General features: G+C 64.4%; 23 protein-coding genes and 1 tRNA gene. 8 read left to right on the top strand and 16 right to left on the bottom strand.

Annotated features, from left to right (window positions below):
- Positions 1-2: 2 nt before the first annotated feature.
- Positions 3-680 carry a PEP-CTERM sorting domain-containing protein gene (locus HY019_RS07695; RefSeq protein WP_290689890.1) on the bottom strand — a complete coding sequence of 226 codons (678 nt, stop codon included), beginning with the start codon at positions 678-680 and terminating at the stop codon, positions 3-5.
- A 240-nt stretch (positions 681-920) separates the two neighbouring features.
- On the opposite strand from HY019_RS07695, the gene HY019_RS07690 reads away from it, so the two are divergent.
- Positions 921-1,928, top strand: coding sequence for an endonuclease/exonuclease/phosphatase family protein (locus HY019_RS07690; protein ID WP_290689888.1), 1,008 nt, complete (start codon positions 921-923; stop codon positions 1,926-1,928).
- A 14-nt stretch (positions 1,929-1,942) separates the two neighbouring features.
- On the opposite strand, the gene gpmA is transcribed toward HY019_RS07690, so the two are convergent.
- Complete coding sequence (gene gpmA / locus HY019_RS07685) at positions 1,943-2,686, bottom strand: 2,3-diphosphoglycerate-dependent phosphoglycerate mutase (protein ID WP_035036223.1); 744 nt, start codon at positions 2,684-2,686, stop codon at positions 1,943-1,945.
- A gap of 153 nt (positions 2,687-2,839) precedes the next feature.
- Here gpmA and HY019_RS07680 point away from each other — a divergent pair, with 153 nt between their 5' ends.
- From HY019_RS07680 to HY019_RS07665, 4 genes are all read left to right on the top strand, one after another.
- A complete protein-coding gene (locus HY019_RS07680; RefSeq protein ID WP_290689886.1) occupies positions 2,840-3,253 on the top strand; it encodes a rhodanese-like domain-containing protein in 414 nt (137 codons plus the stop codon).
- A gap of 137 nt (positions 3,254-3,390) precedes the next feature.
- Positions 3,391-3,651 (top strand): glutaredoxin 3, encoded by a 261-nt coding sequence (gene grxC, locus HY019_RS07675; protein WP_290689885.1) that lies wholly within the window; start codon positions 3,391-3,393, stop codon positions 3,649-3,651.
- Between the two features lie 172 nt (positions 3,652-3,823).
- The gene (gene secB / locus HY019_RS07670) at positions 3,824-4,282 is read left to right on the top strand and encodes a protein-export chaperone SecB (protein WP_290689883.1); all 459 of its coding nucleotides are present in this window, start codon (positions 3,824-3,826) and stop codon (positions 4,280-4,282) included.
- A gap of 1 nt (position 4,283) precedes the next feature.
- The gene (locus HY019_RS07665; protein ID WP_290689881.1) at positions 4,284-5,309 is read left to right on the top strand and encodes an NAD(P)H-dependent glycerol-3-phosphate dehydrogenase; all 1,026 of its coding nucleotides are present in this window, start codon (positions 4,284-4,286) and stop codon (positions 5,307-5,309) included.
- 140 nt (positions 5,310-5,449) lie between these two features.
- Here HY019_RS07665 and trmL read toward each other — a convergent pair whose 3' ends face one another.
- From trmL to HY019_RS07640, 5 genes are all read right to left on the bottom strand, one after another.
- Entirely contained in the window at positions 5,450-5,920 is a 471-nt protein-coding gene (gene trmL, locus HY019_RS07660; protein WP_290689879.1) for a tRNA (uridine(34)/cytosine(34)/5-carboxymethylaminomethyluridine(34)-2'-O)-methyltransferase TrmL, read from the bottom strand.
- Between the two features lie 24 nt (positions 5,921-5,944).
- Positions 5,945-7,564 (bottom strand): HDOD domain-containing protein, encoded by a 1,620-nt coding sequence (locus HY019_RS07655; RefSeq protein WP_290689877.1) that lies wholly within the window; start codon positions 7,562-7,564, stop codon positions 5,945-5,947.
- A gap of 91 nt (positions 7,565-7,655) precedes the next feature.
- Positions 7,656-9,587 carry a tetratricopeptide repeat protein gene (locus HY019_RS07650; RefSeq protein WP_290689875.1) on the bottom strand — a complete coding sequence of 644 codons (1,932 nt, stop codon included), beginning with the start codon at positions 9,585-9,587 and terminating at the stop codon, positions 7,656-7,658.
- A 185-nt stretch (positions 9,588-9,772) separates the two neighbouring features.
- Entirely contained in the window at positions 9,773-12,625 is a 2,853-nt protein-coding gene (locus HY019_RS07645; protein ID WP_290689874.1) for a hypothetical protein, read from the bottom strand.
- 218 nt (positions 12,626-12,843) lie between these two features.
- Positions 12,844-13,977, bottom strand: a complete 1,134-nt coding sequence (locus HY019_RS07640; RefSeq protein WP_290689873.1) for a nitronate monooxygenase family protein — start codon at positions 13,975-13,977, stop codon at positions 12,844-12,846.
- 395 nt (positions 13,978-14,372) lie between these two features.
- Here HY019_RS07640 and HY019_RS07635 point away from each other — a divergent pair, with 395 nt between their 5' ends.
- Positions 14,373-14,639, top strand: a complete 267-nt coding sequence (locus HY019_RS07635; protein WP_290689871.1) for a transcriptional regulator — start codon at positions 14,373-14,375, stop codon at positions 14,637-14,639.
- Positions 14,639-15,904 carry a type II toxin-antitoxin system HipA family toxin gene (locus HY019_RS07630; protein WP_290689869.1) on the top strand — a complete coding sequence of 422 codons (1,266 nt, stop codon included), beginning with the start codon at positions 14,639-14,641 and terminating at the stop codon, positions 15,902-15,904. The genes HY019_RS07635 and HY019_RS07630 overlap by 1 nt, the downstream gene beginning before the upstream one ends.
- Before the next feature lie 65 nt (positions 15,905-15,969).
- Here HY019_RS07630 and HY019_RS07625 read toward each other — a convergent pair.
- Positions 15,970-16,045, bottom strand: a tRNA-Arg gene (locus HY019_RS07625).
- A gap of 142 nt (positions 16,046-16,187) precedes the next feature.
- Here HY019_RS07625 and HY019_RS07620 point away from each other — a divergent pair.
- Positions 16,188-16,724: a c-type cytochrome gene (locus tag HY019_RS07620; protein WP_290689867.1), complete on the top strand. Its 537-nt coding sequence runs from the start codon at positions 16,188-16,190 to the stop codon at positions 16,722-16,724.
- 62 nt (positions 16,725-16,786) lie between these two features.
- Here the strand turns inward: HY019_RS07620 and HY019_RS07615 are convergent, their stop codons facing one another.
- The 8 genes from HY019_RS07615 to HY019_RS07580 form a co-directional block, all read right to left on the bottom strand.
- Positions 16,787-17,338 (bottom strand): DUF2946 family protein, encoded by a 552-nt coding sequence (locus HY019_RS07615; protein ID WP_290689865.1) that lies wholly within the window; start codon positions 17,336-17,338, stop codon positions 16,787-16,789.
- Between the two features lie 18 nt (positions 17,339-17,356).
- Positions 17,357-18,373 carry an alpha/beta fold hydrolase gene (locus HY019_RS07610; protein ID WP_290689864.1) on the bottom strand — a complete coding sequence of 339 codons (1,017 nt, stop codon included), beginning with the start codon at positions 18,371-18,373 and terminating at the stop codon, positions 17,357-17,359.
- Positions 18,374-18,380: 7 nt separating this feature from the next.
- A complete protein-coding gene (locus HY019_RS07605) occupies positions 18,381-18,839 on the bottom strand; it encodes a nuclear transport factor 2 family protein (protein WP_035036252.1) in 459 nt (152 codons plus the stop codon).
- 30 nt (positions 18,840-18,869) lie between these two features.
- Positions 18,870-19,754, bottom strand: coding sequence for a formyltetrahydrofolate deformylase (gene purU / locus HY019_RS07600; protein WP_290689861.1), 885 nt, complete (start codon positions 19,752-19,754; stop codon positions 18,870-18,872).
- A 107-nt stretch (positions 19,755-19,861) separates the two neighbouring features.
- Complete coding sequence (locus HY019_RS07595) at positions 19,862-20,077, bottom strand: zinc-finger domain-containing protein (RefSeq protein WP_290689854.1); 216 nt, start codon at positions 20,075-20,077, stop codon at positions 19,862-19,864.
- Between the two features lie 16 nt (positions 20,078-20,093).
- Positions 20,094-21,017, bottom strand: a complete 924-nt coding sequence (locus HY019_RS07590) for a branched-chain amino acid transaminase (RefSeq protein ID WP_290689849.1) — start codon at positions 21,015-21,017, stop codon at positions 20,094-20,096.
- A gap of 106 nt (positions 21,018-21,123) precedes the next feature.
- Positions 21,124-22,329 (bottom strand): acetate/propionate family kinase, encoded by a 1,206-nt coding sequence (locus tag HY019_RS07585; RefSeq protein WP_290689847.1) that lies wholly within the window; start codon positions 22,327-22,329, stop codon positions 21,124-21,126.
- Positions 22,330-22,337: 8 nt separating this feature from the next.
- On the bottom strand, positions 22,338-23,738 hold the full coding sequence (locus tag HY019_RS07580; protein WP_290689846.1) for a bifunctional enoyl-CoA hydratase/phosphate acetyltransferase: 1,401 nt from the start codon (positions 23,736-23,738) through the stop codon (positions 22,338-22,340).
- Between the last annotated feature and the right edge of the window lie 123 nt (positions 23,739-23,861).

The raw sequence follows: 23,861 nt of genomic DNA, 5'->3' as shown, positions 1-23,861 counted from the left end.
CTTTACACAGGCCCCATTGGTTTGACACGGGGGCGGGTGATTGCCGCCAAGCCGAACAAACCCAGCCCCCACATCAACATAGACGAGGGCTCGGGTACGGACGTCACAGCCACTGAGGTAATGTTCACGCCGATGTTTGCCAGTCGCGACACCGCGCTGGCAGGCCCCGCATACCATCCCATGCCGCCGGACAAGTTGCTCACGTTCCCCGTCGAAAAAATGCCATTGAGCGTTGAGAAGGAAGGTACTTCCTCTAGTCCCGCCACATTAATTATCGGGTCCAGCTCTTTGGGACCATAGATGGTCGGCGAGATCTCTGTCGTTTTCATCTGAATACGACCCCACATCGGCGCCACACTCGGGGATGAATAGAACAACTCATCCGCGTGGTACAGCAGATTGCCACCGGCGGTACTGAACGTGACGCCCACGGCCTTGTTCGCACCCAGGTCCACGGCAATATCAAGGGTGAACTTGTCGCCGGTTTGCATACCCTCAAGCGAGGCCACGGGCTGCGTTGCTAGTTCCTGGCTGGCGACGCCGTGAAAATACGTTGTGATGAAAGGCATGATCTGTCCGATCGTGCCCTCGAAATGCCAATTCGCATCCTGGGCGGCCTGAGCACCAGAAGCCGCTGCCGTTACCAGAACCGCAGCCAAATAGGTCTTCACTGTTTTCATATGTCGCGCTCCTCCATGAGCCAAAGTTAGTTGTGATTTGGGAATGTAGGGGCGTTGCCAAACACCAGCGAGTGGTAGAACCCCTCCCCTCAGGTATGGGGCCATCCGGACGGCCAGATTAAGAGGCTCTTCACACCCGGTCACAACCTGGTCAGAGACATAGTCCGACGGCCGCTTACAGTCCACTGCGTCACACCGCATGATCTGCGCAAATACCATTTCAAGCTCACGGAGACGCCCTTGTCATTCTCGCCCATGATGCGCCGGCTGCTGCTGGCCTGCGTTACCGCTGGCGCGCTCAACGCGTATCCCTTTGTCACCCATGCCGCGTCGAGCAGCCCGCTGACCCTGGCCACCTGGAACATGGAATGGCTGATGACCCCGCGTGCCCATGAGGACATGGCGCCGCACTGCACAAGCCAGCAGCCGGCCAGCAACGAGCGCACCTTCCCCTGCACGCCGGGCAAGCCCCAGCCGCCTTCGCGCACGCAAGCCGATTTCGACGCCCTGGCCCACACGGCCACGCAACTGCGCGACGAACAACAAGCCGACGTGGTCGCCCTGCAAGAGGTCGATGGCCCGGACGCCGCCCGCATGGTCTTCACCAAAGGCTGGAAGCTCGATTGCTTCGTGAACCGCGCCCATCCGCAGAAGGTGGGCTTCGCCATCCGCGAGGGCCTGCCCTACCGCTGCAACGGCGACCTGAACGCGCTCGACATCGACGGGGCCACACGCGCCGGTGCCGACATCACGCTCTACCCCGGCACCGCCCAAGAGGTGCGCCTGCTGGCCGTGCACCTCAAGAGCGGCTGCTTCGATGGCCGCCTGGACCGCCACTTCGGCCCCTGCGAGCGCCTGCGCCAGCAAGTCCCCGTCGTCGAGGCCTGGGTCGACCAGCGTGTGCGCGAAGGCAAGGCCTTTGCCGTGCTCGGCGACTTCAACCGCCGCCTGGAAAAGGACGCGCGCTACCCCGCCGGCCCCGATGAAGCCGCCCCCCTCAACCTGATGCAGGCCTGGAGCGACAACGAGCCACCGGGCGCCATCCTCACGCGCGCCACCGAAGGCCAGGCCTATGTGCCCTGCGATGCCAGCGACCGCCACAAGGCCTATATCGACGACATCCTCATCGACCCCAAACTGGCCGCCAGAAACAAGAACAGGCGCTTTGCGCGCCTGCCTTTCAACCCGCAAGACCGCGGCCGGGAACTCTCCGACCACTGCCCTGTGGTGTGGGGCTTGAGCCCCTGATGATCAAAGCCTGATCAGGCCTTGCCTTGCGTGGCCACGGCCGCTGCAGCCTTGGCAGCGGCTTCGGCGTCGCCCAGGTAGTAGTGCTTGATCGGCTTGAGGTTCTCGTCCAGCTCGTACACCAGGGGGATGCCGTTGGGGATGTTCAAGCCCACGATGTCGGCGTCACCGATGTTGTCCAGGTACTTGACCAGGGCGCGGATCGAGTTGCCGTGCGCAGCGATCACCACGCGCTTGCCCGACTTGATGGTCGGTGCGATCTCTTCGTTCCAGTAAGGCAGCACGCGGGCCACGGTGTCCTTGAGGCACTCGGTCAGCGGGATCTGGTCGGCGGGCAGGCCGGCGTAGCGCTTGTCCTGGCGTTGGCCCATGGGGTCGTTGGGGGCCAGGGCGGGCGGCGGGGTGTCATAGCTGCGGCGCCACACCAGCACCTGCTCGTCACCGTGCTTCTGGGCGGTTTCGGCCTTGTTCAGACCTTGCAGGCCACCGTAGTGGCGCTCATTGAGGCGCCAGCTCTTGACCACGGGCAACCAGATGCGGTCCATCTCGTCCAGGCAGTAGTTCAGCGTGTGGATGGCACGCTTGAGCACCGAGGTGTAGGCAATGTCGAACTCATAGCCTTCGGCCTTGAGCAACTGGCCGGCCGACATGGCCTGCGACACGCCAGTGGGTGTCAGGTCAACGTCGACCCAGCCGGTGAAGCGGTTTTCCAGGTTCCAGGTCGATTCGCCGTGGCGAATCAGCACGAGCTTGTACATGACGGTCGGTCCCAATGAGCTAAGAAAGTGGTGCCGGCATGCGTGGCCAGCGGAATCGGCGATTTTATAATCCCTGCCTGCCCGAGCGGCCATTGGTTCGCGGGCCCGCATGGCGTCACCTCAAGACGCACTGTACACAAAGAGAGTTTTTGCATGACTTCCTCGAGCTACATCGTTGACAACTGGTACTGGATGGTCGCGGCTGGTGCATCCGGCGCCCTGCTGCTGTGGCAACAAATCAAGGAAGGCGGCAACGGTGGCCTGAGCCCGGCCCTGGCCGTGCAATTGATCAACAAGGAAAAGGCCCAGGTCATCGACGTGTGCGAGCCGACCGAGTTCGCCACCGCCCACGTGGCTGGTGCCAAGAACATCCCGCTGGGCGAAATCGGCAACGGCAAGGGCCTGCCCGGCAACAAGAAGCTGCCCCTGGTGGTGGTGTGCGCCTCTGGCGTGCGCTCGGCCAAGGCCGTGACCCAGCTCAAGGCCATGGGCTACGAGAACGTCCAGTCCCTGGGTGGCGGCCTCAAGGCCTGGCGCGAAGCCAACCTGCCCATCGAGAAGGCCTGAAAGCGCGGGCCAGCCTGACACCCCGGCCGGGGTGTGACATGTCACCGTTAGTCCCCATGGATCAGGCGGACATCCCGAAGCGGTGACAATGGCGACATCTTCACTCATACCCCCAGCGGTTTCCAGCTGCCCCGATCATGCAAGCCGTCAAGATGTACACCACCCAGGTCTGCCCTTACTGCCTGCGCGCCAAGGCCTTGCTCAAGCAGCGCGGGGTCGAGGCCATTGAAGAGATCCGCATCGACCTGGACCCGACGCAGCGCGACCACATGATGGCCGTCACCGGCCGCCGGACCGTGCCGCAGATCTTCATCGGTGACACACACGTGGGTGGTTGTGACGACCTGATGGACCTGGACAAGCGCGGCGGCCTGCTGCCTTTGCTGGGCGTGGCCTGACGAAGCCAAGACACCGCAAACGCGGGGCCTTGTCCCGGCGCAAACCCTGAGCCCTGTGTGACAGGGCCGTCATCGGGCTGGTTCATAATCCAGCCCGAATGTCTTTCTGGCTTGGACTTTTTGCGCCAACCGCAGCGCCCCGGCCTACAACACCCTCTTTTAAGGATCTGTCATGACTGACCAAGCCGCACAACCTTCGTTCTCGATCCAGCGCATCTACCTGAAGGACTTGTCGCTGGAGCTGCCCAACGCGCCCGCCATCCTGCTGGAGCAAGGTCAACCCCAAGTGGACGTGCAACTGAACCTGCACGCCGAACCCGTGACCGACGGCCTGTATGAAGTGGCCGTGACCGCCACCGTGACCGCCAAGGTCAACGACAAGGTGCTGTTCCTGGTGGAAGCCAAGCAAGCCGGCCTGTTCGAGATCAAGAACGTGCCGCAAGAGCAGATGCAGCCCATCATCGCCATCGCCTGCCCGCAGATCGTCTACCCCTACCTGCGCGCCACCGTGGCCGACGTGCTCAACCGCACCGGCTTCCCGCCCGTGCACCTGACCGAAGTGAACTTCCAGGCCATGTACGAATCGCAGCTGCAACAAGCCGCTGCTGCCGGTCAAGTTCCTCAAGCCTGAATTGGCCAACGACGAAGCCACGACTGGGCTCGCCGCGCGCAACCTCACGGTGCTGGGCGCGGGGGCCTGGGGCACGGCCCTGGCGATCAGTGCCGCGCGCCACAACCCGCAGGTGATGCTGTGGGCACGGGACGCCGCGCAGGTCGACGGCATGCGTTCGGCCCGCTGCAACGCGCGCTACCTCCCCGAGGCGAGCTTTCCTGATGCGCTGCAACTGAGCCACGACCTCGATGAGGCCGTGGCGCACGCGCGCGCCAATGGCGGGCTGATCATCATTGGCACGCCCATGGCCGCGTTGGGCAACATGCTGCAAAGCCTGCCCGATGACGTGGCCACCCTGTGGCTGTGCAAGGGCTTTGAAAAAGGCACGGGCCGGCTGGGGCATGAAATCGCACAGGCCCTGCGCCCACATGCACGCAGTGGCGTCCTGTCGGGGCCGAGCTTCGCCAATGAGGTGGCGCTGGGCCAGCCCACCGCCCTGGTGGCCGCCAGCACCGATCTGGCACTGGCCGAACAGGCCGTGGCGGCGTTTCACAGTGACAGCTTGCGCGTCTACACCTCGACCGACCCGATCGGCGTCGAGGTGGGTGGCGCCGTCAAGAACGTGCTGGCCATTGCCACCGGCATTGCCGATGGCATGAACCTGGGCCTCAACGCCCGCGCCGCGCTGATCACCCGCGGCCTGGCCGAAATGACCCGCCTGGGCGTGGCCCTGGGCGCCCGCGCCGACACCTTCATGGGCCTGTCAGGCCTGGGTGACCTGGTGTTGACGGCCACGGGCAACCTCTCGCGCAACCGCACGGTGGGCCTGCAACTGGCCTGCGGCAAAACGCTGGAGCAGATCCTGCATGACCTGGGCCACGTGGCCGAGGGCGTCTACAGTGCGGCCACGGTGTGGCAACGTGCACAGACGCTGGGTGTGGCCATGCCCATCACCGAGGCGGTGGTGGCCGTGCTGGATGGGCAACTGACACCGGCCGAAGCTGTTGGCGCGCTGATGCGCCGTGAAGCCAAAGCCGAGGGCTGAGCGCGCGCTTCGGTGGCCCCGCCAGGGGCGCTGGGTGCTCAACTCCGCTCATGTCCCCCGGGTCGGGCTGCGCCCGACCCTCCTCCTTTACTTCGCTGCGTTGATCACCCAGCCCCCCCGGCTCGAGTGGCAGCCCGGCCTCAAGCTCCGCCTTGATAGCCGTTCTGTCGCCAGGCCTCGAACACCGCCACCGCCACCGCATTGCTCAGATTGAGGCTACGTTGATCAGGCCGCATCGGCAGGCGCACGCGCTGCGTGGTGTCGAAGGTCTCGCGCAAGGCCGGGTCCAGGCCACGGGTCTCGCATCCAAACACGAACCAGTCACCCGGCTGCCATTGCACTTCGCTGAAGGGCCGGCTGCCCCGTGTGGTGAAGGCAAACATGCGCGCCCTGTCAGGCTGCATGGCCTCGATGAAGGCATCCCAGCTGGCGTGGCGCCGCACGGCCGCGTACTCGTGGTAATCCAGCCCGGCGCGGCGCAGCAGCTTGTCGTCCATGGAGAAACCCAGCGGCTCGATCAGGTGCAGCTCGCAGCCCGTGTTGGCCGCCAGGCGGATCACATTGCCCGTGTTGGGCGGAATCTCGGGTTCAACAAGGACGATGCGAAACATGGGGGCGCATTATCCACCCGTGTTTCAACCGCCCGTGGTCTGCTTGAAGGCCATCACGGCCTGGTTGCGCAGCGTGCGCAGCAGCGACAGCTCTTTTTCGTTGAGCTGCAAGGTGTTGGCCTTGCCCTTGTCGGCGTAGATCATGCCCAGCACCATGTCCGGCTGGCCCTTGCGTTTCATGACCAGGGGCAGCATCAGGAAGGTCGGGGCCTGCACATGGTCGCGGAACCAGGTGGGCAGGCGGCTCACGATGCTGGCAGCCGACGCATCGGCGATCAGCATGTCGGCGTTCTTGAGGCACACCACGGTGAACAGATCGGGCGTGCCGCCAGCGGGCACGCTCAAGGGGATCTTGAATGCCGCCTTGACGGTGTCCACGCCCTCGCCGATGCCCATCCGCCCAAGCAGGTGGCCACTCTTGGCATCGCGCAGGCAGAAGATGACGCGGCGACAGTCCATGGCGCGCAGCATGGTCTCCAGGATCATGTGCAGCACGTCGTTGAGCTTGAAAGACTCCAGCAGCGTGTTGGTGATGTCCTGGATGCCGTTGGTGAGCACGTTGGCCGTGTCCTGCTCGGGCAGGGGCATGTCGGCGGTCAGGGCGCCGTTTTCCGTGGTCAGGCCCAGGTCGCGGGCGCTGGGGCCGTCGGTCTGGCCGGCGTTGGGCGCATCGACGTAGTAACGGTCCAGCAGCTTGTCGGCCGGCGACTGCGCGGGCACGGACATGTTCAAGGCCTGCGTGAGCTCGGTCAGGCGCTTGCGGGCGCGGCTGGCGGCGTCCTGCAAGCTGAGCGGTTTCAGGTCCAGCGCCCGGGTGTAGGTTTTCGTCAGGCCGGTGAGGATCTCGCCAATCTCACCTGGCTCGGCTTGCAGCATGCTGTCGGCGGTTTCGTTGGCCAGGCTGGCCAGCCACCAGACGCGCTCCGGACGCGCGGCCAGCGACATGCTGGGCACATTGCGGTCGGGTGGCGCCATGCAGGCGCGCAAGCCTTCGGGCAGGCCCCACATCTGGCCCACCCGGTCGGCCAGCTTGTCCAGCGGCACGCCCAGCACCTTCTGGGCGGCCTGCCGCTCCGTCATCGGGGGTTCGTCATCCTTGCCTTCGCACAGGGCGCGGATCTGCTCGGCATCGTCGGGCAGATAAAAGGACACCAGCAGCCGTCCGAGATTGCGAAACAGCGCGCCCAGGTATGCGTCTTCAGCCTCCTTGGCATTGCCGCTGAGCTCGCTGGCCAGGGTGCCGGCCATCACGGTGCGCAGGAACTCGACCTTGAGTTGCTGCGCATGGGCTTTGTCCTCCATGTGATCCAGCAGCATCAATGACAGCGCCATGTTGCGCACGCCGCCCACGCCGATCAGGGCCACCGCCCGGGAAACGGTGCTGATGGGATCGGAGCCGGCACGGCGGAAATGCGCCGTGTTGACCACGCGCAGCAGCTTTTGCGTCAGGGCGACGTCTTGCAGCACCTCGTCGCACAAGGTCTGCATGCTGTCGGTTTCATTGTCGGACAGGGCCTGCACCCGCGACACGGAGGCCGACAACGCCGGAAAGTCGCTTTTGAAGCGCATGCGGCGCAGCAGATACTCGAGCGTCAGCTCGGCATCGTCGATTTCGGAACCCTGTGGTGTCGCTGAGTTGGGCATGGTGCTCTTATCCTCTTACGCCATTGGGCACCAGTTCCCGCCTTTTGAAAACGGGATTCGCGCCAATTTATGAGCGCAAATCCGGACAAGCTCAGTTTGATTTCGGGGCAGAGGCCAGCCAGCCCGGCAGCGCCGCGGTGATGTCCTGCAAAGGTGCCTGCCACTGGCCCCAGCTGGTTTGCCTGAACAGGCGCGCGCTCGGGTACCAGGGGCAATCGGCGCGGTCGACCAGCCAGCGCCAGTCCGGCACGCGCGACAGCAGGATCCAGCAGGGCTTGCCCAGGGCGCCAGCCAGGTGGGCAATCGAGGTGTCCACCGAGATCACCAGGTCCATCTGGTCCACCAGGGCGGCGGTGCCGTCAAAACCCTGGAGCACGTCGTGCAGGCGGATGATGTCCGGGCGGGCCTTCAGCGTGGGCAGGTCGGCCTCGCGGATGTCTTTTTGCAGGCAGTAGTACTGCACGCCGCTGGTGGGCAAGGCCGACATCAGGGTGGCCAGGGGCATGGAGCGGTTGACATCATTGCGGTGCGCGGCGTTGCCCGACCAGACCAGGCCAATACGTGGCTGGGTACGTGGCTGGGTGCGCGGGCCCAGCCGCTCGGCGAGCGCGCTCACCTGCTGCGGGTCGGCGCGCAGGTAAGCCTGGGGGGCCGGCAGATGCGTGGGCGTGCTCTTGAACGCCAGCGGCAGGCTCATCAAGGGGCAATGGACATCAAAGGCGGGCAGCGGCTCGCCGCGCGCGATCACCTGGGCACCACCGGCCAGGCTACGCACCAGGCCCTTCAAAGGCGGCTGCACCTCCAGCACCACCTTGGCGCCCAGCTCGGCGACCAGGGGCACGTAACGGCAGAAGTTGACCGTGTCGCCCAGGCCCTGCTCGGCGTGCAGCAAGATGGTGCGGCCGCGCAAATCGGTGTCGCCCAGCCACAAGGGCTGGGTGAAGCCGCGCGGCTCGGACGAAAAGCCCGGCTTTTTCCAGCGCACCTCGAACAGGGGCAGGCCCGTGGCCCAGTCGCCCGACAGCAGGCTGGTCCAGCCCACCGCCCATTGCGCCTCCACGTCATCGGGCTGCACTTGCCGGGCCATGCTGAAGGCCTGCTTGGCCTCGTCAAGCCGGGCCAGGTCCAGCAGGGCATTACCCCGGTTCATGTGCGCACCACCCAGCTTGGGGTCCACCTCCAGGGCGCGCTCGGCCATGGCCAGGGCTTCGGTGTGGCGGGCGGACTCGCGCAAGGCACCGCTGAGGTTGGACAGGATGATGGCGTTGCGCGGTGCCAGCTTGAGCGCCTGCTCGTAGCAGGTGATGGCCTCGGGCAGGCGCTTGAGCTTGAGCAAGGTGCTGGCGCGGTTGCCCAGCAGATCGGGTTGTTCGGCCTTCAAGGCAAGGGCCCGGTCATAGGCGGCCAAGGCCTGCGGGAAGCGCTGCATCGAGAGCAAGGCATCGCCCAGGCCGGCAAAGGCCCCTGCGCGCGTGGGCTCGATCGCAATGGCCTTTTCATAGCAGGCCACGGCGTCATCCAGGCGCTTGAGCATCAGACAGGCATGGCCACGGTTGATCAGCGCGGCCACGTGCGTGGGTTGCATCGCGAGCACCTGCGCGAAGCTGGCTTCGGTGGCGGCCCATTGCTGCAAGGTCTGCTGCACCACGCCGCGCCCGAAAAACGCCTCGACCGAGGGCTCCAGCGCCACGGCTTTGTCGAAATTGGCCAGGGCCTTCTCGGGCAGGCCCGACTCCATGCAGGCGATGCCCATGTTCGTGTAGGCCATGCCGGCCTGCGGGTCTGAGGCAATGGCTTGCTCGAACAAGGCGATGGCCTGCGGCAGCTCGCGCTTTTGCATGGCCATGACGCCCAGCATGTGCAGGGCATCGAAGTCCTGCGGGTCGAGGGCCAGCGCAGCCTGGAAGTGCCCGTGCGCCTGGTCCATCTGGCCTTGCTCATAGGCGGCAAAGGCCTGATCGAGCAAAGCGTCGATTTGATCGCGGTTGGCGGCCGACGCGGGTGCTGGTTGTTCGCTGTGCATGCTCAATTCATCCCTGGGCGCCAAAGCGTGTGGGCGTCACTCTTTGGCGCAAAAGGAAGACATCCTAATCGCCACACAGATCAAGAAAGCGCCGGTCTTTCCCTGGGAAACACTTGCCAACAAAAAAACCCGACCCGCGTGCCGGCAAAGCACGCAGACCGGGTTGGCAAACGGACTCGGTCAGATCAGATGGTGGCGGCGATGCGCTTGCCCGAGCCGGCAGGCGTGCAGGTATAGGTCACTTCCTGCCCCACCGTGGTGGCCAAGGCGCGCAAGGCGGCATCGGTGCGGCGCGTGCCATCGCCGGACAGGAAGCTGCCCGATGCCAGGTCATACACATAACCACGGCGTGTGCCGCCCTCCACCAGCTGGGCCACCAGATCGCACTCAGTGACATTGCCACCCAGCTCCTTGGACACATAAGGCGTCTTGGCACGCTGGATCAGCAGGTCGATGCGGGGGTTGACCGCCGCGGCATTGGACGATGTCAGCGTGACCTGCTGGCCAACGATGGGCGCCATGTCACTGTCCATGACGTGCATGAAGTCAGACACGTCACGGCGGGTGGCGTCGGGGTTGATCAGCGGGAAGCCCGAGTTCAAGGTCGGCTGGAACACGCGCACGGTGAAGAAGTGGGCCAGGGTGTCGGCGCTGCCGTCATGCACGAAGCCAAAACCCCGGACCTGGTCGCCCAGGAAGCCGGTGGCATCGGCGGTGGAGAACGGGATGGCGGGGGAGCCAAAGCGCCCGACCTTCTGGTACATGTTGCGCAACTGAGGCACCTTCACGATCTGCGAGATGCCCTCGAAGCTCTGGAAGCCACCTGTGCCGTACATGCCGTTGGCGGGGTCCACGGTGTGGCAGCCATTGCAGTTGTTGTTGGGCGTGACGGACTTGCCGTTGATGACGAACTTGAAGCCATCGGAGGGGCGGCTGCCGAAGTAGAAGTCGTGCCCGCGTTGCTGCGCGGCCGTCAGCGAGTTGTCCAGGTTGCGGATCGGGTTGGGCGGCAACTGCACATTGAGCATGAAGTCAGAGAAGGTCTGCATCTCTGCTTCGCTCATCGGGTTGGCGTTGCCCAAGAGGCCCGCGAAGGCCACGGCAAAGTTCTTGAACGACAGGTTGCTGTCCATCGCCGAGACGCCGAACACGCCGTTGGAGCGGTCGCCCCGCCAGTGCATGGCGCCGGAGTTGCGCATGCCCTTGAGCGTCTGCGTGACCATCGGGCCCTTCATGGGATGGAAGTCGGTCGGTTTGTCGCTGCCATTGATCTTGTTCTTCACCCCAAAGATCAGCTTGGCAATGGAGAACTGCAGCGAGTCGGTGAACTTGCCTGGGATGGGGCTGGTGGTGACCACCTCATCCGGGTTGCCCAGGTCCCAGGCCAGGTCGTCCATCTCGCCAAAGATGTGGCAACTGGCGCACGAGGCCTCGCCATTGGCCGATGAGCGGCGCGCGTCATACAGCATGGGCCGGCCGGCCACGATGGCAGCGGGCTCGGGGTTGGGCAGCGCGGTCTGCGCCACCTCGGCGCGGGTGACCAGGTTCACCACCTTCACGGCGTTGTCGAAGCGGGTCATCACGTACAGGCGGCCACGGCCCTCATCCAGCACGATGCCGCTGGGGCCACCACCACTGACCGTGATGTAGCGGGCACTGGCCGCGCGTGGGTTGAAGCTGTCGTTCTCCAGCTCGGCCGTGTTGAACACGCCGATGCGGCTGGAGCCGAACGCGGTCACGTACAAGGTCTGGCCATCCTTGGTCACCGCCATCTCCAGCGGCGTGGCCAGGCTGTGCTCCTTGGCGCTGGGGTCAAAGCCCGGGTCGTTGACCAGCTTGCTGTAGTCGATGTGCTTGTTGAGGTGGTGCGGTGTCACGGCGCCGTTGGCGATCACCGTCACACGCGACAAGGCGATCTTGCCCTGCACGGTCGAGCCCCCGAACTGGCCGGGGCCCTCGAACCGGGTCATGTTGTTGGCCTCGGTGTTGCTCACGTACAGCTTGCCGCTCACGGGGTTGACGGCCATGTTGAACAAGGTCGTGCCCACGTGCCGGTAGGCCGTCTTCTCGCTCAGGCTGTTGGCATCGACGGCGAACACGTCCTTGTCAGGCAGGCTGAAGGACACGGCGGCATCCCAGTTGCGCCCGATCTCGTCTTCCCAATGGCCTGACTGGCGGTTGAACTTCACCATCATGCCGGTCTTGGGTGCAGGGTTGCCTGCCGCGTTGGTCTGCGGGCCCAGGCGTCCACCCGGCATGGTGACGCCCTTGACGGTGCACTTGGTGTTGAGCTCGAAGCTGTCGCACACCAGTTGCTCGTTGAGCGAGGAGGTCTCGTTGCCAGACTTGAAGGCGGCCACGTACACGGTGTTGCGGTCCGGGCTCACGGCCAGGGCGCGCGGCGTATCCGCAAAGAAGCTGAGGATGCTTTGCGGCACGCCACCCAGTGCATTGCCCAGGCTGCCCGGGTTGAAGACCCACACGTCAGCCCGGCCGACGCCGGGCGTGGTGAGCTTGGGGTCTCCCGCGCCGGGCACATTGGCCAGGGATGGGTCCAGACGCTGCTGGCCGCGGTGGGCGGTGGTGATGAAGGCTTTGGCGGGCGAACCGGCGAACACGATGTCGCGCGGCTCGTCGCCCACCAGCAGGGTGCGCACCACGCGGGGTGCGCCATCCAGGCTGACCACGCTGACGCTGTCGGACAGGTGGTTGACCACCCAGACCTCGTTGTCATTGCGCAAGGCCACGGCCACCGGCTCCATGCCAACGGGCACGCGGGCAAACAACTGCAGGCCGGTGCTGGTGATGTTGAAGATCTCCAGCGTGTTGTTGGGCGTGTTGACGGCAAACAGCTTGCTGCCATCCGAGGACATCGCCAGAGGCCGGACCTGCCCGCTCTCGAATGCGATGAAGGCAGGCGATGCCGCATGGGCCGCCTGAGGGGCCACCATCATCAGTGGCACGGATGCGGCCAGTGAACCTGCCAATGCCTGCAGCATCGACAAGGCGCCCAGGCCTTTGCGGAAACGGGTTGTCATGGCGTGTTCTCCTCGCGCTCGTGTGTCGTCAAAACGAAATGGACGCCTTGACTCTAGGAACCGACACGAAGCGGAGGAAGAAGGGAAGCGATCATTTCTTCCCGCCTGGCGCACCAAACCCCCTCAGATGAGGTGCGAATTCATGAACTTAATTCGTTAAATGAGATGAGGATAACCCTGGTCGTAACCAGTTTGGTTAGGGCTTTGGGCGGGCAGACTCAGACCTCGTCCACCAGGCCCTGCATGTGCTCCACGGCCGCGACAAACTCCTCCATGAACGAGCGCACCACGGCACGGGCTGATTGCACGCCGTCAACCAGGCCGATGCCTTGCCCGACGAAATAGGTGACCAGCTCACGTGCCTGCGCGTTGCCGGCCTCGGCTGACTTGTCGACTGCTTTCAGTGCCGGGCGACTGAGCATGGGCTGGAAAGGCATGGGCAGCGAACCCGGGCTGCCTGTCGCGTCCCACGCTTCGGTCCAGGCCGAGCGCAGTTGGCGCGCGGGCTTGCCGGTCCGGCAGGTCGAGCGCACGGTGTCGCGCGAGCCGGCGGCCACCAGCTTGTCGCGGATGGTCTGCGTCACTTCCGATTCGGTGGTGGGCAACCAGACCGAGCCAGTCCAGGCACCGGCCGCCCCCATCGCCATGCAGGCGGCCATCTGCCCACCCGTCATGATGCCGCCAGCGGCGAGCACCGGCACCGGCTTGATCTGGTTCACCGCGCGCACGACCTCGGGCACCAGCACCAGCGTCGACACCTCGCCGCAATGGCCGCCGGCCTCGGCACCTTGCGCCACGATGATGTCCACGCCCGCCTGCACCTGGCGCACGGCGTGTTCCTTGGCCCCCACCAGCGCAGCCACCGGGATGCCATGCTGCCGAGCGCGCTTGATCATCGATGGCGGCGGCACCCCCAGCGCGTTGGCGATCAACCGGATGGGGTGGCGAAAGGCCACGTCCATTTGCGCCTCGGCCAGTTCGGCGGTGAACAGGGTCGGGCGCTCCATCGCCAGTTCGGTCCCGCCCTTGACGCCATGACGCTCCAGCAACTGCCGCACGAATTCAAGGTGTTGGGGCGGGATGCGCCTGGCCATGGCTTGCATGCTCTTGTCGATCTCGTCCTTGATCACGAGGTTCTCGGGCACCAGTACATCCAGCCCATAGGGCTTGCCGTCGATGTGATCGTCGATCCAGCGCAGCTCGGTCTCCAGCTCGTCGGGCGTGTAGCCCACCGCACCGAACACACCAAAACCGCCGGCTTTGCTGACGGCCACCACCACGTCACGGCAGTGCGTGAAAGCAAACAGGGGGAACTGGATGCCGAGGGTCTTGCACAGGCTGCTGTTGATCACATCCGACTCCATCTTCGGTTGAGTGCCCAGGTCGACATGCGCATGCCAGGCGCAAGGACGTGTTGTGGAGCCGATGCTAGGGAGGTGCTGCCGGGCGTTCAATCGTCTGTTTCGACGAACGGGGCGCAACTGACGGAGGGCCTGGTCGCCCACACAACAAAAAAACCCGACCCGCTTTTGGCAGTGTCGAGTTCATGATGGTGGCGCGCCCGGCTGGGATCGAACCAGCAACCCCCTGCCTTCGGAGCCAAAACCCCAACAGATTATTACCGATCGGTAATCAGGGATACTTCAGTTCCATCCGTCTATCTTTGAGTTACCGATCGGGAATTACATCGTTGTAATCAACGTGATCCAACGATAGAATTACCCATCGGTAATTCAAGAGGTATCTCATGGACTCCACCGCGAATGAATTCCCGCTCGGTAACTCCGCGCACACCATCCGCACCACAAAGGAGTTAGGTCACATTGTCCGGCTGCAGCGTCAGGACATGAAACTGCGTCAGCTTGACGTCGCAGGCTTGGCCAACACAGGCAACCGACTGATCGTCGACATTGAAAATGGCAAGCCGACAGTCCAACTCCAGAAGGTCCTTGACTTGCTGGACATCCTCGGCCTGGAAGTGATCGTCCAGCCCAAGACATCCAGGACGCTGTGATGCAAAGAACAACCGCCCTGGATGTCTTCTACGGAGAAGAGTTGATCGGTACCGTCTTTGACACCGAGCCACTCTCGTTCGAATACGCGCCAATCTGGCTGAAGAGGCTCAAGCCCTTCCCTCTCTCCAGCATCCCCTTGACGTCCGGTCAACTGACCGAGCCACACGTACAGGCCTTCTTCGAAAATCTGCTGCCGGAGGGTGAGTTACGCGCCTACCTGTCTGTTCAGCGCAAGGCATCTACCCTCTTCTCACTGTTGCAGGAGGTGGCCGGCGACACAGCAGGTGCCTTTGTCATGCTTCCCCAAGGACAGAAGCCTGAAGCGCCTCAATACGACCCCACGACCTGGGAGTCGATTGCCAACACGCTCAAGACCAAATCTGCTGCAGCCATACAGATCAAAGGGGAAGATGCCCGCATCTCCCTGGCAGGCGCACAAGACAAGGCGACCATCGCGATCTTCGATGGGCACACGCCCATGCTCCCCAAGGGCCACGCACCGTCCACCCATATTCTCAAACCAGACATCCGCAGGCTGGCCAAAGTCAGGGACAGTGCCGCCAACGAAGCCATCATCATGCGCACAGCCAGGCACTGTGGACTGAAGACAGCGGAAGTCTTCTACGAACCGCTGAGCAAGTCATGTGTGGTGGAGCGCTTTGATCGGATCAGACGCCAGGACGGTGGGCTGAGTCGCGTCATCCAGTACGACCTCTGCCAGCTGGCAGGTACGGTCTCCGAAAAGAAATACGAAAAGGAAGGCGGCCCCGGCATTGAGGACTGCGTCAAGTTGATCCGCCAGCACAGCACACGCGCCGCCTTGGATCTGCAGGCCCTGGTTCAATGGCTCTTCTTCAACATCTGTGTGGGCAACAACGACAGCCACGCCAAGAACCTGTCGATGTACACCGTGCCTGGCGAGGGCGTTCGTCTCACCCCGTTTTACGACTTGATGTGCACACGCATCTACCCAGGGCTGTCCAAAGAATTCGCCTTCAACATCGGGGGGCAGGTGCTTCCCGGTCAGATGGGACGTGCGGCGTTACAAGGCCTGGCGAAACAACTGGGCATGAAGCCTCGATACCTTCAAGCCGTCGCTCAGAAACTCGCCACCAAAATCCCCATGGCCATTGATCAGGCCATTGAGGAACTCACGCCAACGCTCTCGGCAGGAAGCCGCACCTTCGCAACGCACTTGGGACACGAGGTCAAGTCGATCACCAAAAAAGCGGCGGCTCGATTTCAAGAGAACACTGAGGCCTAGTCCCCGACTAGCAAGAAAAAAGCACCTGACCTTACGGGCAAGTGCTTGATTTCACTGACATTCATTGGCGCGCCCGGCTGGGATCGAACCAGCAACCCCTGCCTTCGGAGGGCAGTACTCTATCCATTGAGCTACGGGCGCAGCAATTTCAGATTCTAGCAGTCAGCCAAGCAGGCGATTTCCGGGATCGGCTGTACACGACCTATAATCGCCCTTTCGCCGGGCCGGGTACCTGTTATCCGCCCCACGGTCTCACCCACAACCAGCGCCTCCTGAACACCCCATGAGCCAAGCGCCCCAATCCCAAGAGTCCGGCCACCACCAAGGCCCGATCAGCACCCCTCAGCAACTGATTGCTGCCGTGCTGGCTGCTTTCATCATCCCGGTGGTCATCATCGTGCTGCTGGTGAACTACGTGTCGTCTGGCAACAGTTCGGCCGCCGGCAGCGAGGCCCTGAGTGCCCAGGCTGTGTCGCAACGCATCATGCCCGTGGGCACGGTCGAGATCAAAGTGGCCTCGGCCAACACCGGCCCCCGCTCTGGTGAAGAGGTCTACAAGGCCCAGTGTACGAACTGCCACGCCGCGGGCATGCTCAACGCCCCCAAGTTTGGTGACGCTGGCGCCTGGGGCCCTCGCATCGCCAAGGGTGAAGCGCTGCTGCTGGAGCACGCTTTGAAGGGCTTCAACGCCATGCCCGCTCAAGGTGGCGGCGACTTCTCTGATCTGGAAGTGCACCGTGGCCTGGCTTACATGGCCAATGCCGGTGGCGCCAAGTTCACCGAGCCAGCCGCACCGGCTGCTGCAGCATCGGCCCCCTGATACGGCTGATCGCCTCACAAAAAACCGGCTCGCAGGAGCCGGTTTTTTTATGCCTGATCCATTCAGGCGTGGGGCTTGGGCTGCGGGTTCAGGTCGTAGTGGAACCGCCCCGGCATCTCGGCAAAGGGCATTTCCTGGGGCGCCCAGACGCCCGCTTCCACGGCGTCGGCCGCAGCGTCCATGTCCATGGAGCGCACCACGCCGAAGCCCCGGTCCGTGTCCAGGAAGAGGCGGCCATGTTCGTCCAGCCAACAAGCCCGGATCTGCTGCACGGCCTGCCCCGTGTGGGTCTCGACCACATAAGTGGCCTGCGCGCCCTCACCCGCCTTGCGCACGACGTACACGAGCGGTGAGGCTTCCAGTTGCAGGTAGACCCGCTGCGGGCCGTTCTGGAAAAACCACGCGCCACGCTCGTCATGGTCGTAGTTGCGGTTGATGAATTCCTTGAGCTTGTCGTGGTTGACGCGGCTGCCCTTGACCTGTGGGAAGGGGCCTGCCGCCTGGATGCTGTCATCGCGCATGTACCAGTCACCACGCGCATCCAGCGCCAGCCAGCCATAGCAGTCGGGCACATTGGGCCACTTCTTCAAAGCGGCTTTGACGATGTCGTCCATGATGGGTCCTCAGTCTGCTCAGAGTTGTTGTGTCAGCCACTGGCCCACGGCCTGAGGCAGATCGGCCACATGGCCAGGGAAGCGCCCGGCCGGAAAGCCCACGTGCCCACCCTCGTGCGGTTGCCACAGTGTCACGGCCGGGCCCACCTCGCCTTTTGTGGGCAGGCAGGAAGCAGGCACAAAGGGGTCGTTGCGGGCGTTGAGCACCAGGGCGGGCACATCGCGCATGTGTCGCAGGCCTGGCTTGGCCGAGCACTTTGCCCAGTAGTCCTCGGTGCTGGCAAAGCCGTGCAGGGGCGCGGTGAACACATTGTCGTACTCATACAGATCCCGTGATGCACGCAGGGCGGCTTCATTGAACAGGCCGGGAAACTGCTTGAGCTTGGCCAGGGCCTTGGGCTTCATGGAGTTGAGGAACATGCGCGTGTAGACCTGCCGGTTGAAACCCCGGCCAATGGCATGCCCCGCCGCGGCCAGGTCGATGGGCGAGGAGATGGCCACCACCGCGCGCGCAATCTGGCTGGCATCGGCCCCGGCCTCTTGCGCCCAGCGCAGCAAGGCATTGCCGCCCAGCGACACACCCACGGCCAGCAAGGGGCCCTTGTGGCTCAGCGCGAGGCGGCGCAGGATCCAGTTGATCTCGGCATGGTCGCCCGAATGGTAGGCGCGCGGGCCGCGGTTCAATTCACCCGAGCAGCCCCGGAAGTGCGGCACGGCATAGTCCCAGCCCTGGGCGTGAGCCCAGTGCGCAAAAGCACGGGCGTAATGGCTTTGCGACGAGCCCTCCAGCCCATGGAACAGGACCAGCAAGGGGCGCGGTTCGAGCTGGGCATCAGCCGCCTGCGCGAGGGCAGCAGGCAGAAAGTCCACGTCGATGAAGTCGCCATCGGGGGTGTCCCAGCGCTCGCGCCGGTAGGCCACGGGCACGTTGCCGTGATCGACATGCGCATGGCTGTACAGCGCAGGCCAGATGGTCTGGACATTGCCGGCCAGGGGTCCATGCCCGGCCAGCCAGCGTGGGGCACGGTACTGCATGTGGGTGTCAGTGCAAGGTGGTTCGGGGTTCAGTGATGTCCGGCAGGTCCTGCGGCAGGCCCGCGCTGGCGTGGTGTGCCACCATGCGCCAGCCCATGGCCGTGCGCAAGAACACATTGGTGGCGATCACATAAGCCGTTTCCAGCCCACGCTCGGTCATGGCCTGCACCTTCTCGGTCACGTGGTGCACGGCACACACGGCGGACTCCATGCGGCGCACGTGGTGCACCTGCACATGGACCGGGCCGTTCACGAACACCGCTTCAAACGCGGCGCGCACGGCCACCGTGCCCACCACACGCGGGCCGCCCGGGTGCACGCAGGCGATCTCTTCGTCGTCGGCCCAGACGGACATCATCTTGTCCAGGTCACCTTGTTGCATGGCCTCGTAGAAGGAGGCTTCGGTCTCGTCGGCCGTGCTCATCAGGGCTGCCTGGGAGACTTTGCGGGCGCGCGGATCGCTCATGGTCGGGTCCTGGCGAAATGAAAGGGCTGGCTACTTGAAGACGACGGTCTTGTGACCGTTCATCAACACGCGGTGTTCGGTGTGCCATTTCACGGCACGGGCCAGGACCACGCATTCGACGTCGCGGCCCACGGCGGTGAAATCTTCAGGGCTCAAGGTGTGGTCCACACGCTCGACATCCTGCTCGATGATGGGGCCTTCGTCCAGATCGGCCGTCACATAGTGGGCCGTGGCGCCGATCAGCTTCACGCCGCGGTCATGCGCCTGGTAGTAGGGCTTGGCGCCCTTGAAGCTGGGCAGGAAGCTGTGGTGGATGTTGATGGCCCGGCCTTTGAGGAAGGCGCAGAACTCGGGGCTGAGGATCTGCATGTAGCGGGCCAGCACAACCAGGTCGATGCCTTCGCGCTCGACCAGGGCTTCCACCTGCTGCTCCTGGGCACGCTTGACCTCCGCACCCGACCCGGTGGGCAGCGGCAGGTGGTGAAAGGGGATGCCGTAGCTGGCGGCCAGCTCGGCGTAATCCGGGTGGTTGGACACGATGGCCGGGACATCAATGGGCAACCAGCCCGAGCGCCAACGGAACAGCAGGTCGTTGAAGCAGTGGCCATGCTTGCTGACCATGATCAGCACGCGGGGCTTGCGGGCCAGCGCGTGGATCTGGGCCGTCATGGCGAACTGCTGGCGCACGTGACCAAACAGCTTGTCCAGGGTCTTGATGTCGGCCAGGTGTTCGGGTGCCGAAAAGTGAACACGCATGAAGAACAGCCCGGTGCTGTCCTCGCTTTGCACGTCACCGAACTGCTGCGAGTCGATGATGTTGCAGCCCGCCTTGTAGAGCAGGCCTGACACGGCGTGAACGATGCCTTTGGTGTCCACGCAGGACAGGGTCAGGACGAATTCTTGCGGGCTTTTCATGATGGCCCCGATTGTAGGGGCCCATCATGAAAAACGTGCCTTGAAACGCACAAGCCCGGCACGGAGCCGGGCTTGCACAAGGAGAACGCGAAGATCGCTTGCGCGGGTCAGTGACCGTGGCCGATGTGCTCGCCTTCCTTGACCTTGTAGACGGTGCCGCAGTAAGGGCACATGCCTTCGCCGGAGTGGGCCACGTCGATGAAGACGCGGGGGTGGGTGCTCCACAGCGCCATCTTCGGGTTCGGGCAGAAGACCACGCCGGGGCCCTGCACGTCAGCGGCGGTCACTTCCACCACGGCCTTCGGTTTTTGCGTGTTGCTCATGGCGATGCCCTCTCGATCAGACCTTGGTCAGCCACTCGGCGTACTTGGGGTTGCGGCCATTGACGATGTCAAAGAACGCAGCCTGGATCTTCTCGGTGATGGGGCCACGCGAGCCGATGCCGATCTGGACACGGTCCAGCTCACGGATCGGGGTCACTTCAGCAGCGGTACCGGTGAAGAAGGCTTCATCGCAGATGTAGACCTCGTCACGGGTGATGCGCTTTTCCTTGATCTCCAGGCCCATGTCCTTGGCGATCGCGAAAATCGTGTTGCGGGTGATGCCGTTCAGGGCGCCAGCCGACAGGTCGGGCGTGTAGATCACGCCGTTCTTGATGATGAAGAGGTTCTCACCGGCGCCTTCGGACACGAAACCGGCGCTGTCCAGCAGCATGGCTTCGTCGTAGCCGTCATCCGTGGCTTCCATATTGGCCAGGATGGAGTTGGTGTAGTTGCTCACCGCCTTGGCTTGCGTCATCGTGATGTTGACATGGTGGCGGGTGTAGCTGGAGGTCTTGACGCGGATGCCGCGCTTCATGCCCTCTTCGCCCAGGTAGGCGCCCCAGGTCCAGGCGGCCACCATGACGTGCACCTTGGCACCCTTGGGGCTCACGCCCAGTTTTTCAGAGCCCAGCCACACCAGGGGGCGGATGTAACCGCTTTCCAGGTTGTTGGCCTTGACCACATCCAGTTGGGCCTGGCTGATCTGCTCTTGCGTGAAGGGCATGGGCATGCGCAGGATCTTGGCGCTGTTGAACAGGCGCTCGGTGTGCTCGCGCAGGCGGAAGATCGCCGGGCCATTGACCGTGTTGTAGGCGCGCACGCCTTCGAAAGCGCCGCAACCGTAGTGCAGCGTGTGGGTCAGCACGTGGATCTTGGCGTCACGCCATTCCACCATCTGGCCGTCCATCCAGATCTTGCCGTCGCGATCGTCCATCGACATGGGAAATCCTCTCAAAGGGGTGCGCCGCCCCGGGGAAACAACGGAAACGGGCGCTCATCGAACCTTAGATTGTAGCGCGGTGGCAGACCAGCTTCCCGGACAGCCCCTAGGCCGGTTGGGCGACCAGGCGTGCGGTGTGCCGCGCAATCATCAACTCTTCGTTGGTCGGGATGACCCAGGCGGCCACCCGGCTGTCCGTTTTGCTGATGCGCAAGGCCTGCCCGTCGGCCACCTGCTGCAAATTGGCGGCCTCGTCCAGGTCGATGCCCAGCCAGGCCGCATCGCGCACAACCCGCTCGCGGATCGGCGCGGCGTGCTCGCCTATGCCGGCGGTGAACACGATGGCATCCAGCCCACCCAGGGCTGCGCTCAGCGAGCCCAGTTCACGCCCGATGCGGTACACGTACAGGTCCACCGCCTCGCGTGCTTTGGCACTGTCGCTGTCCAGCAAAGTGCGCATGTCGGACGACAGCCCGGACACGCCCAGCAAGCCGGATTCGCTGTAGAGCAGGTGCTCGATCTGGCGGGCATTCAGGCCGCGCTGGTCCATCAGCCACAGCAGGACACCGGCGTCGATGCTGCCGCAGCGGGTGCCCATGGGCAGGCCGTCCAGCGCGGTGAAACCCATGGAACTGGCGACGCTGCGCCCCGCTTTCAAGGCGCACATGCTGGCACCGTTGCCCAGGTGCATGACCACCGTGCGGCCTTTGGCGGCGTGTGCATCGACGTGCGGCAGACGCGAGGCGATGTACTCGTAGGACAAGCCGTGGAAGCCATAACGGCGCACCCCGGCGTCGTGCAGCTCGAAGGGCAAGGCAAAGCGCGTGGCCACCTCGGGGTTGCCGGCGTGAAAGGCGGTGTCAAAGCAAGCCACCTGCGGCAGGTGGGGCGCCAGCTTGTGCAGCGCGGCCACGGGCGACAGGTTGTGCGGCTGGTGCAGCGGCGCCAGCGGGATCAGGGTGTGCAATTCGGCCAGCACGGCCTCGCTCAACAACACCGGCTCATGGCAATGCACGCCACCATGCACGATGCGGTGCCCCACCGCCACCAAGTGGTGGCCTTGCAGGTGCGGCGGCAAGGCCTGCAGCAGGTAGGCCAGCGCGGCTTCGTGGCCCATGTGCGCATCAGGCGCCCAGCGCTGCTCCAGCAACACGTGGCCGTCGTGTGCCTTGGCGATGGCATGCGCGCCATGGCCCAGGCTACCCAGGCCTTCGACCTGCCCGTGCAGCAGCGGCTTGAAGGCCTTGGAGGTGAAGACAGAAAACTTCAGGCTGGACGAGCCCGCGTTGACAACGGCAATCGCATCGGTCATGGGCGGCCTCAGGTAGCGGGAGCGGCCTTGGCACGCGCATGGGCCAGGAGCTTGAGCACAGCGGTGGAGGCCAGGCGCGTGCGCACCGAATCAGCCCGGCTGGTCAGCACAATGGGCACCCGCGTGCCCAGCACGATGCCGGCGCTGTCGGCCCCGGCCAGGTATTGCAACTGCTTGGCCACCATGTTGCCCGCTTCGATATTGGGTACGACCAGGATGTCGGCCAGGCCCGCCACGGCCGACTGGATGTGCTTGGTGCGCGCGGCCTCCAGGCTCACGGCGTTGTCGAAAGCCAGCGGGCCATCGACGATGCCGCCGGTGATCTGGCCGCGATCGGCCATCTTGCACAGCATGGCCGCATCGATCGTGGCCTGCATCTCGGGGTTGACGGTCTCCACCGCGGCGAGGATGGCCACGCGCGGCTCCGGCACGCCCAGCACGTGCGCCAGGTCGATGGCGTTCTGCACGATGTCGAGCTTGCATTCGATCGTCGGCGCGATGTTCACGGCCGCATCGGTCACCAGCAGCATGCGCGGGTAGGTGGGCACGTCCATCACGAAGACATGGCTGATGCGCCGGCCGGTGCGCAAGCCCGTGGCCGAGGGCACCACGGCGGCCATCAACTCGTCGGTGTGCAGGCTGCCTTTCATGAGGGCCTGCACCTCGCCCGAACGGGCCAGGGCCACGGCGCGCTCGGCGGCGGCATGGCTGTGCTCGGTGTCTTCCAGGCGGTAAGCCGAGATGTCCCAGCCGCCGGCCTTGGCCACGGCCTGGATCTTGGCGCGTGGGCCCACCAGCACGGGCTCGATCAGGCCATGTCGTGCGGCCTCCAGCGCGCCAGCCAGCGAATCGGCATCACAAGGGTGCACCACCGCACAAGGCACGGGCGGCATGTCTTCACACGCGCTGAACAGGCGGCCAAAGACATCGTTGCGGCGCAGGATCACGGCGGGTTGGTCGCGTTGGTCCACCGTCTGGTTGCGCGAGGGCGCGGCCACCGTGACCCGGCCATTGAGCAGGACCGTCTCGCCGCGCATCACCACGCAGTCCATGACCAGGCGATCAGGCGGCTGCTTGGCCACCACCGTGACCTTGGCCAGCAACTGGTCGCCCATGCTCACCTGGCCTGCGTATTCCAGATGATGGGCCACGATGGTGGTGCCCGGGCCCGGCAGGCGGCGCTTGAGCACGCCATGGATCAAGGCCTCTGCGCTCACGCCCTCGCACACGGGCTCGCGCTGGCCGGCGGGCAGGCCGTCGGCCGCCAGGATGGACGCATCACCCGACACCAGGGCCAGCAGGGCCACGTCGTCGCGCGTCACGCTGTGCGCCACCTCCACGCTGGCGCCCACCTCGATTTGCTCATAGGTCAGATTGCTGTACGAGGTCACGGCGGTCAAATCGTTCATGTTGTGGGGTCCCCATGTTCTGCACGCATGGTGACAAGCATAGGTCAGGATGGCCCGTGCGCAAGGTTGACATCTTGCCAGTGCGCTCGGGTATGGCCAACCGGGGCCAGCGAACGGGCCCGA

This window comes from Aquabacterium sp. (genome assembly GCF_016195855.1).
GTDB lineage: Bacteria > Pseudomonadota > Gammaproteobacteria > Burkholderiales > Burkholderiaceae_C > Aquabacterium.
The sequence above is the reverse complement of the archived record's forward strand: the minus strand, read 5'-3'. Positions and strand labels throughout refer to the sequence as shown.

What these genes read in the sequence shown, in the direction of transcription:
- grxC (WP_290689885.1), top strand. Translation starts at nt 3,391, where the DNA reads ATGCAAGCCGTCAAGATGTACACCACCCAGGTCTGCCCTTACTGCCTG.
- HY019_RS07620 (WP_290689867.1), top strand. Translation starts at nt 16,188, where the DNA reads ATGAGCCAAGCGCCCCAATCCCAAGAGTCCGGCCACCACCAAGGCCCG.
- HY019_RS07655 (WP_290689877.1), bottom strand. Translation starts at nt 7,564, where the DNA reads ATGCCCAACTCAGCGACACCACAGGGTTCCGAAATCGACGATGCCGAG.
- HY019_RS07605 (WP_035036252.1), bottom strand. Translation starts at nt 18,839, where the DNA reads ATGAGCGATCCGCGCGCCCGCAAAGTCTCCCAGGCAGCCCTGATGAGC.
- HY019_RS07680 (WP_290689886.1), top strand. Translation starts at nt 2,840, where the DNA reads ATGACTTCCTCGAGCTACATCGTTGACAACTGGTACTGGATGGTCGCG.
- HY019_RS07615 (WP_290689865.1), bottom strand. Translation starts at nt 17,338, where the DNA reads ATGGACGACATCGTCAAAGCCGCTTTGAAGAAGTGGCCCAATGTGCCC.
- HY019_RS07595 (WP_290689854.1), bottom strand. Translation starts at nt 20,077, where the DNA reads ATGAGCAACACGCAAAAACCGAAGGCCGTGGTGGAAGTGACCGCCGCT.
- HY019_RS07695 (WP_290689890.1), bottom strand. Translation starts at nt 680, where the DNA reads ATGAAAACAGTGAAGACCTATTTGGCTGCGGTTCTGGTAACGGCAGCG.
- secB (WP_290689883.1), top strand. Translation starts at nt 3,824, where the DNA reads ATGACTGACCAAGCCGCACAACCTTCGTTCTCGATCCAGCGCATCTAC.
- HY019_RS07585 (WP_290689847.1), bottom strand. Translation starts at nt 22,329, where the DNA reads ATGACCGATGCGATTGCCGTTGTCAACGCGGGCTCGTCCAGCCTGAAG.
- HY019_RS07650 (WP_290689875.1), bottom strand. Translation starts at nt 9,587, where the DNA reads ATGCACAGCGAACAACCAGCACCCGCGTCGGCCGCCAACCGCGATCAA.
- gpmA (WP_035036223.1), bottom strand. Translation starts at nt 2,686, where the DNA reads ATGTACAAGCTCGTGCTGATTCGCCACGGCGAATCGACCTGGAACCTG.
- HY019_RS07630 (WP_290689869.1), top strand. Translation starts at nt 14,639, where the DNA reads ATGCAAAGAACAACCGCCCTGGATGTCTTCTACGGAGAAGAGTTGATC.
- HY019_RS07645 (WP_290689874.1), bottom strand. Translation starts at nt 12,625, where the DNA reads ATGACAACCCGTTTCCGCAAAGGCCTGGGCGCCTTGTCGATGCTGCAG.
- HY019_RS07635 (WP_290689871.1), top strand. Translation starts at nt 14,373, where the DNA reads ATGGACTCCACCGCGAATGAATTCCCGCTCGGTAACTCCGCGCACACC.
- trmL (WP_290689879.1), bottom strand. Translation starts at nt 5,920, where the DNA reads ATGTTTCGCATCGTCCTTGTTGAACCCGAGATTCCGCCCAACACGGGC.
- purU (WP_290689861.1), bottom strand. Translation starts at nt 19,754, where the DNA reads ATGAAAAGCCCGCAAGAATTCGTCCTGACCCTGTCCTGCGTGGACACC.
- HY019_RS07610 (WP_290689864.1), bottom strand. Translation starts at nt 18,373, where the DNA reads ATGCAGTACCGTGCCCCACGCTGGCTGGCCGGGCATGGACCCCTGGCC.
- HY019_RS07580 (WP_290689846.1), bottom strand. Translation starts at nt 23,738, where the DNA reads ATGAACGATTTGACCGCCGTGACCTCGTACAGCAATCTGACCTATGAG.
- HY019_RS07590 (WP_290689849.1), bottom strand. Translation starts at nt 21,017, where the DNA reads ATGTCGATGGACGATCGCGACGGCAAGATCTGGATGGACGGCCAGATG.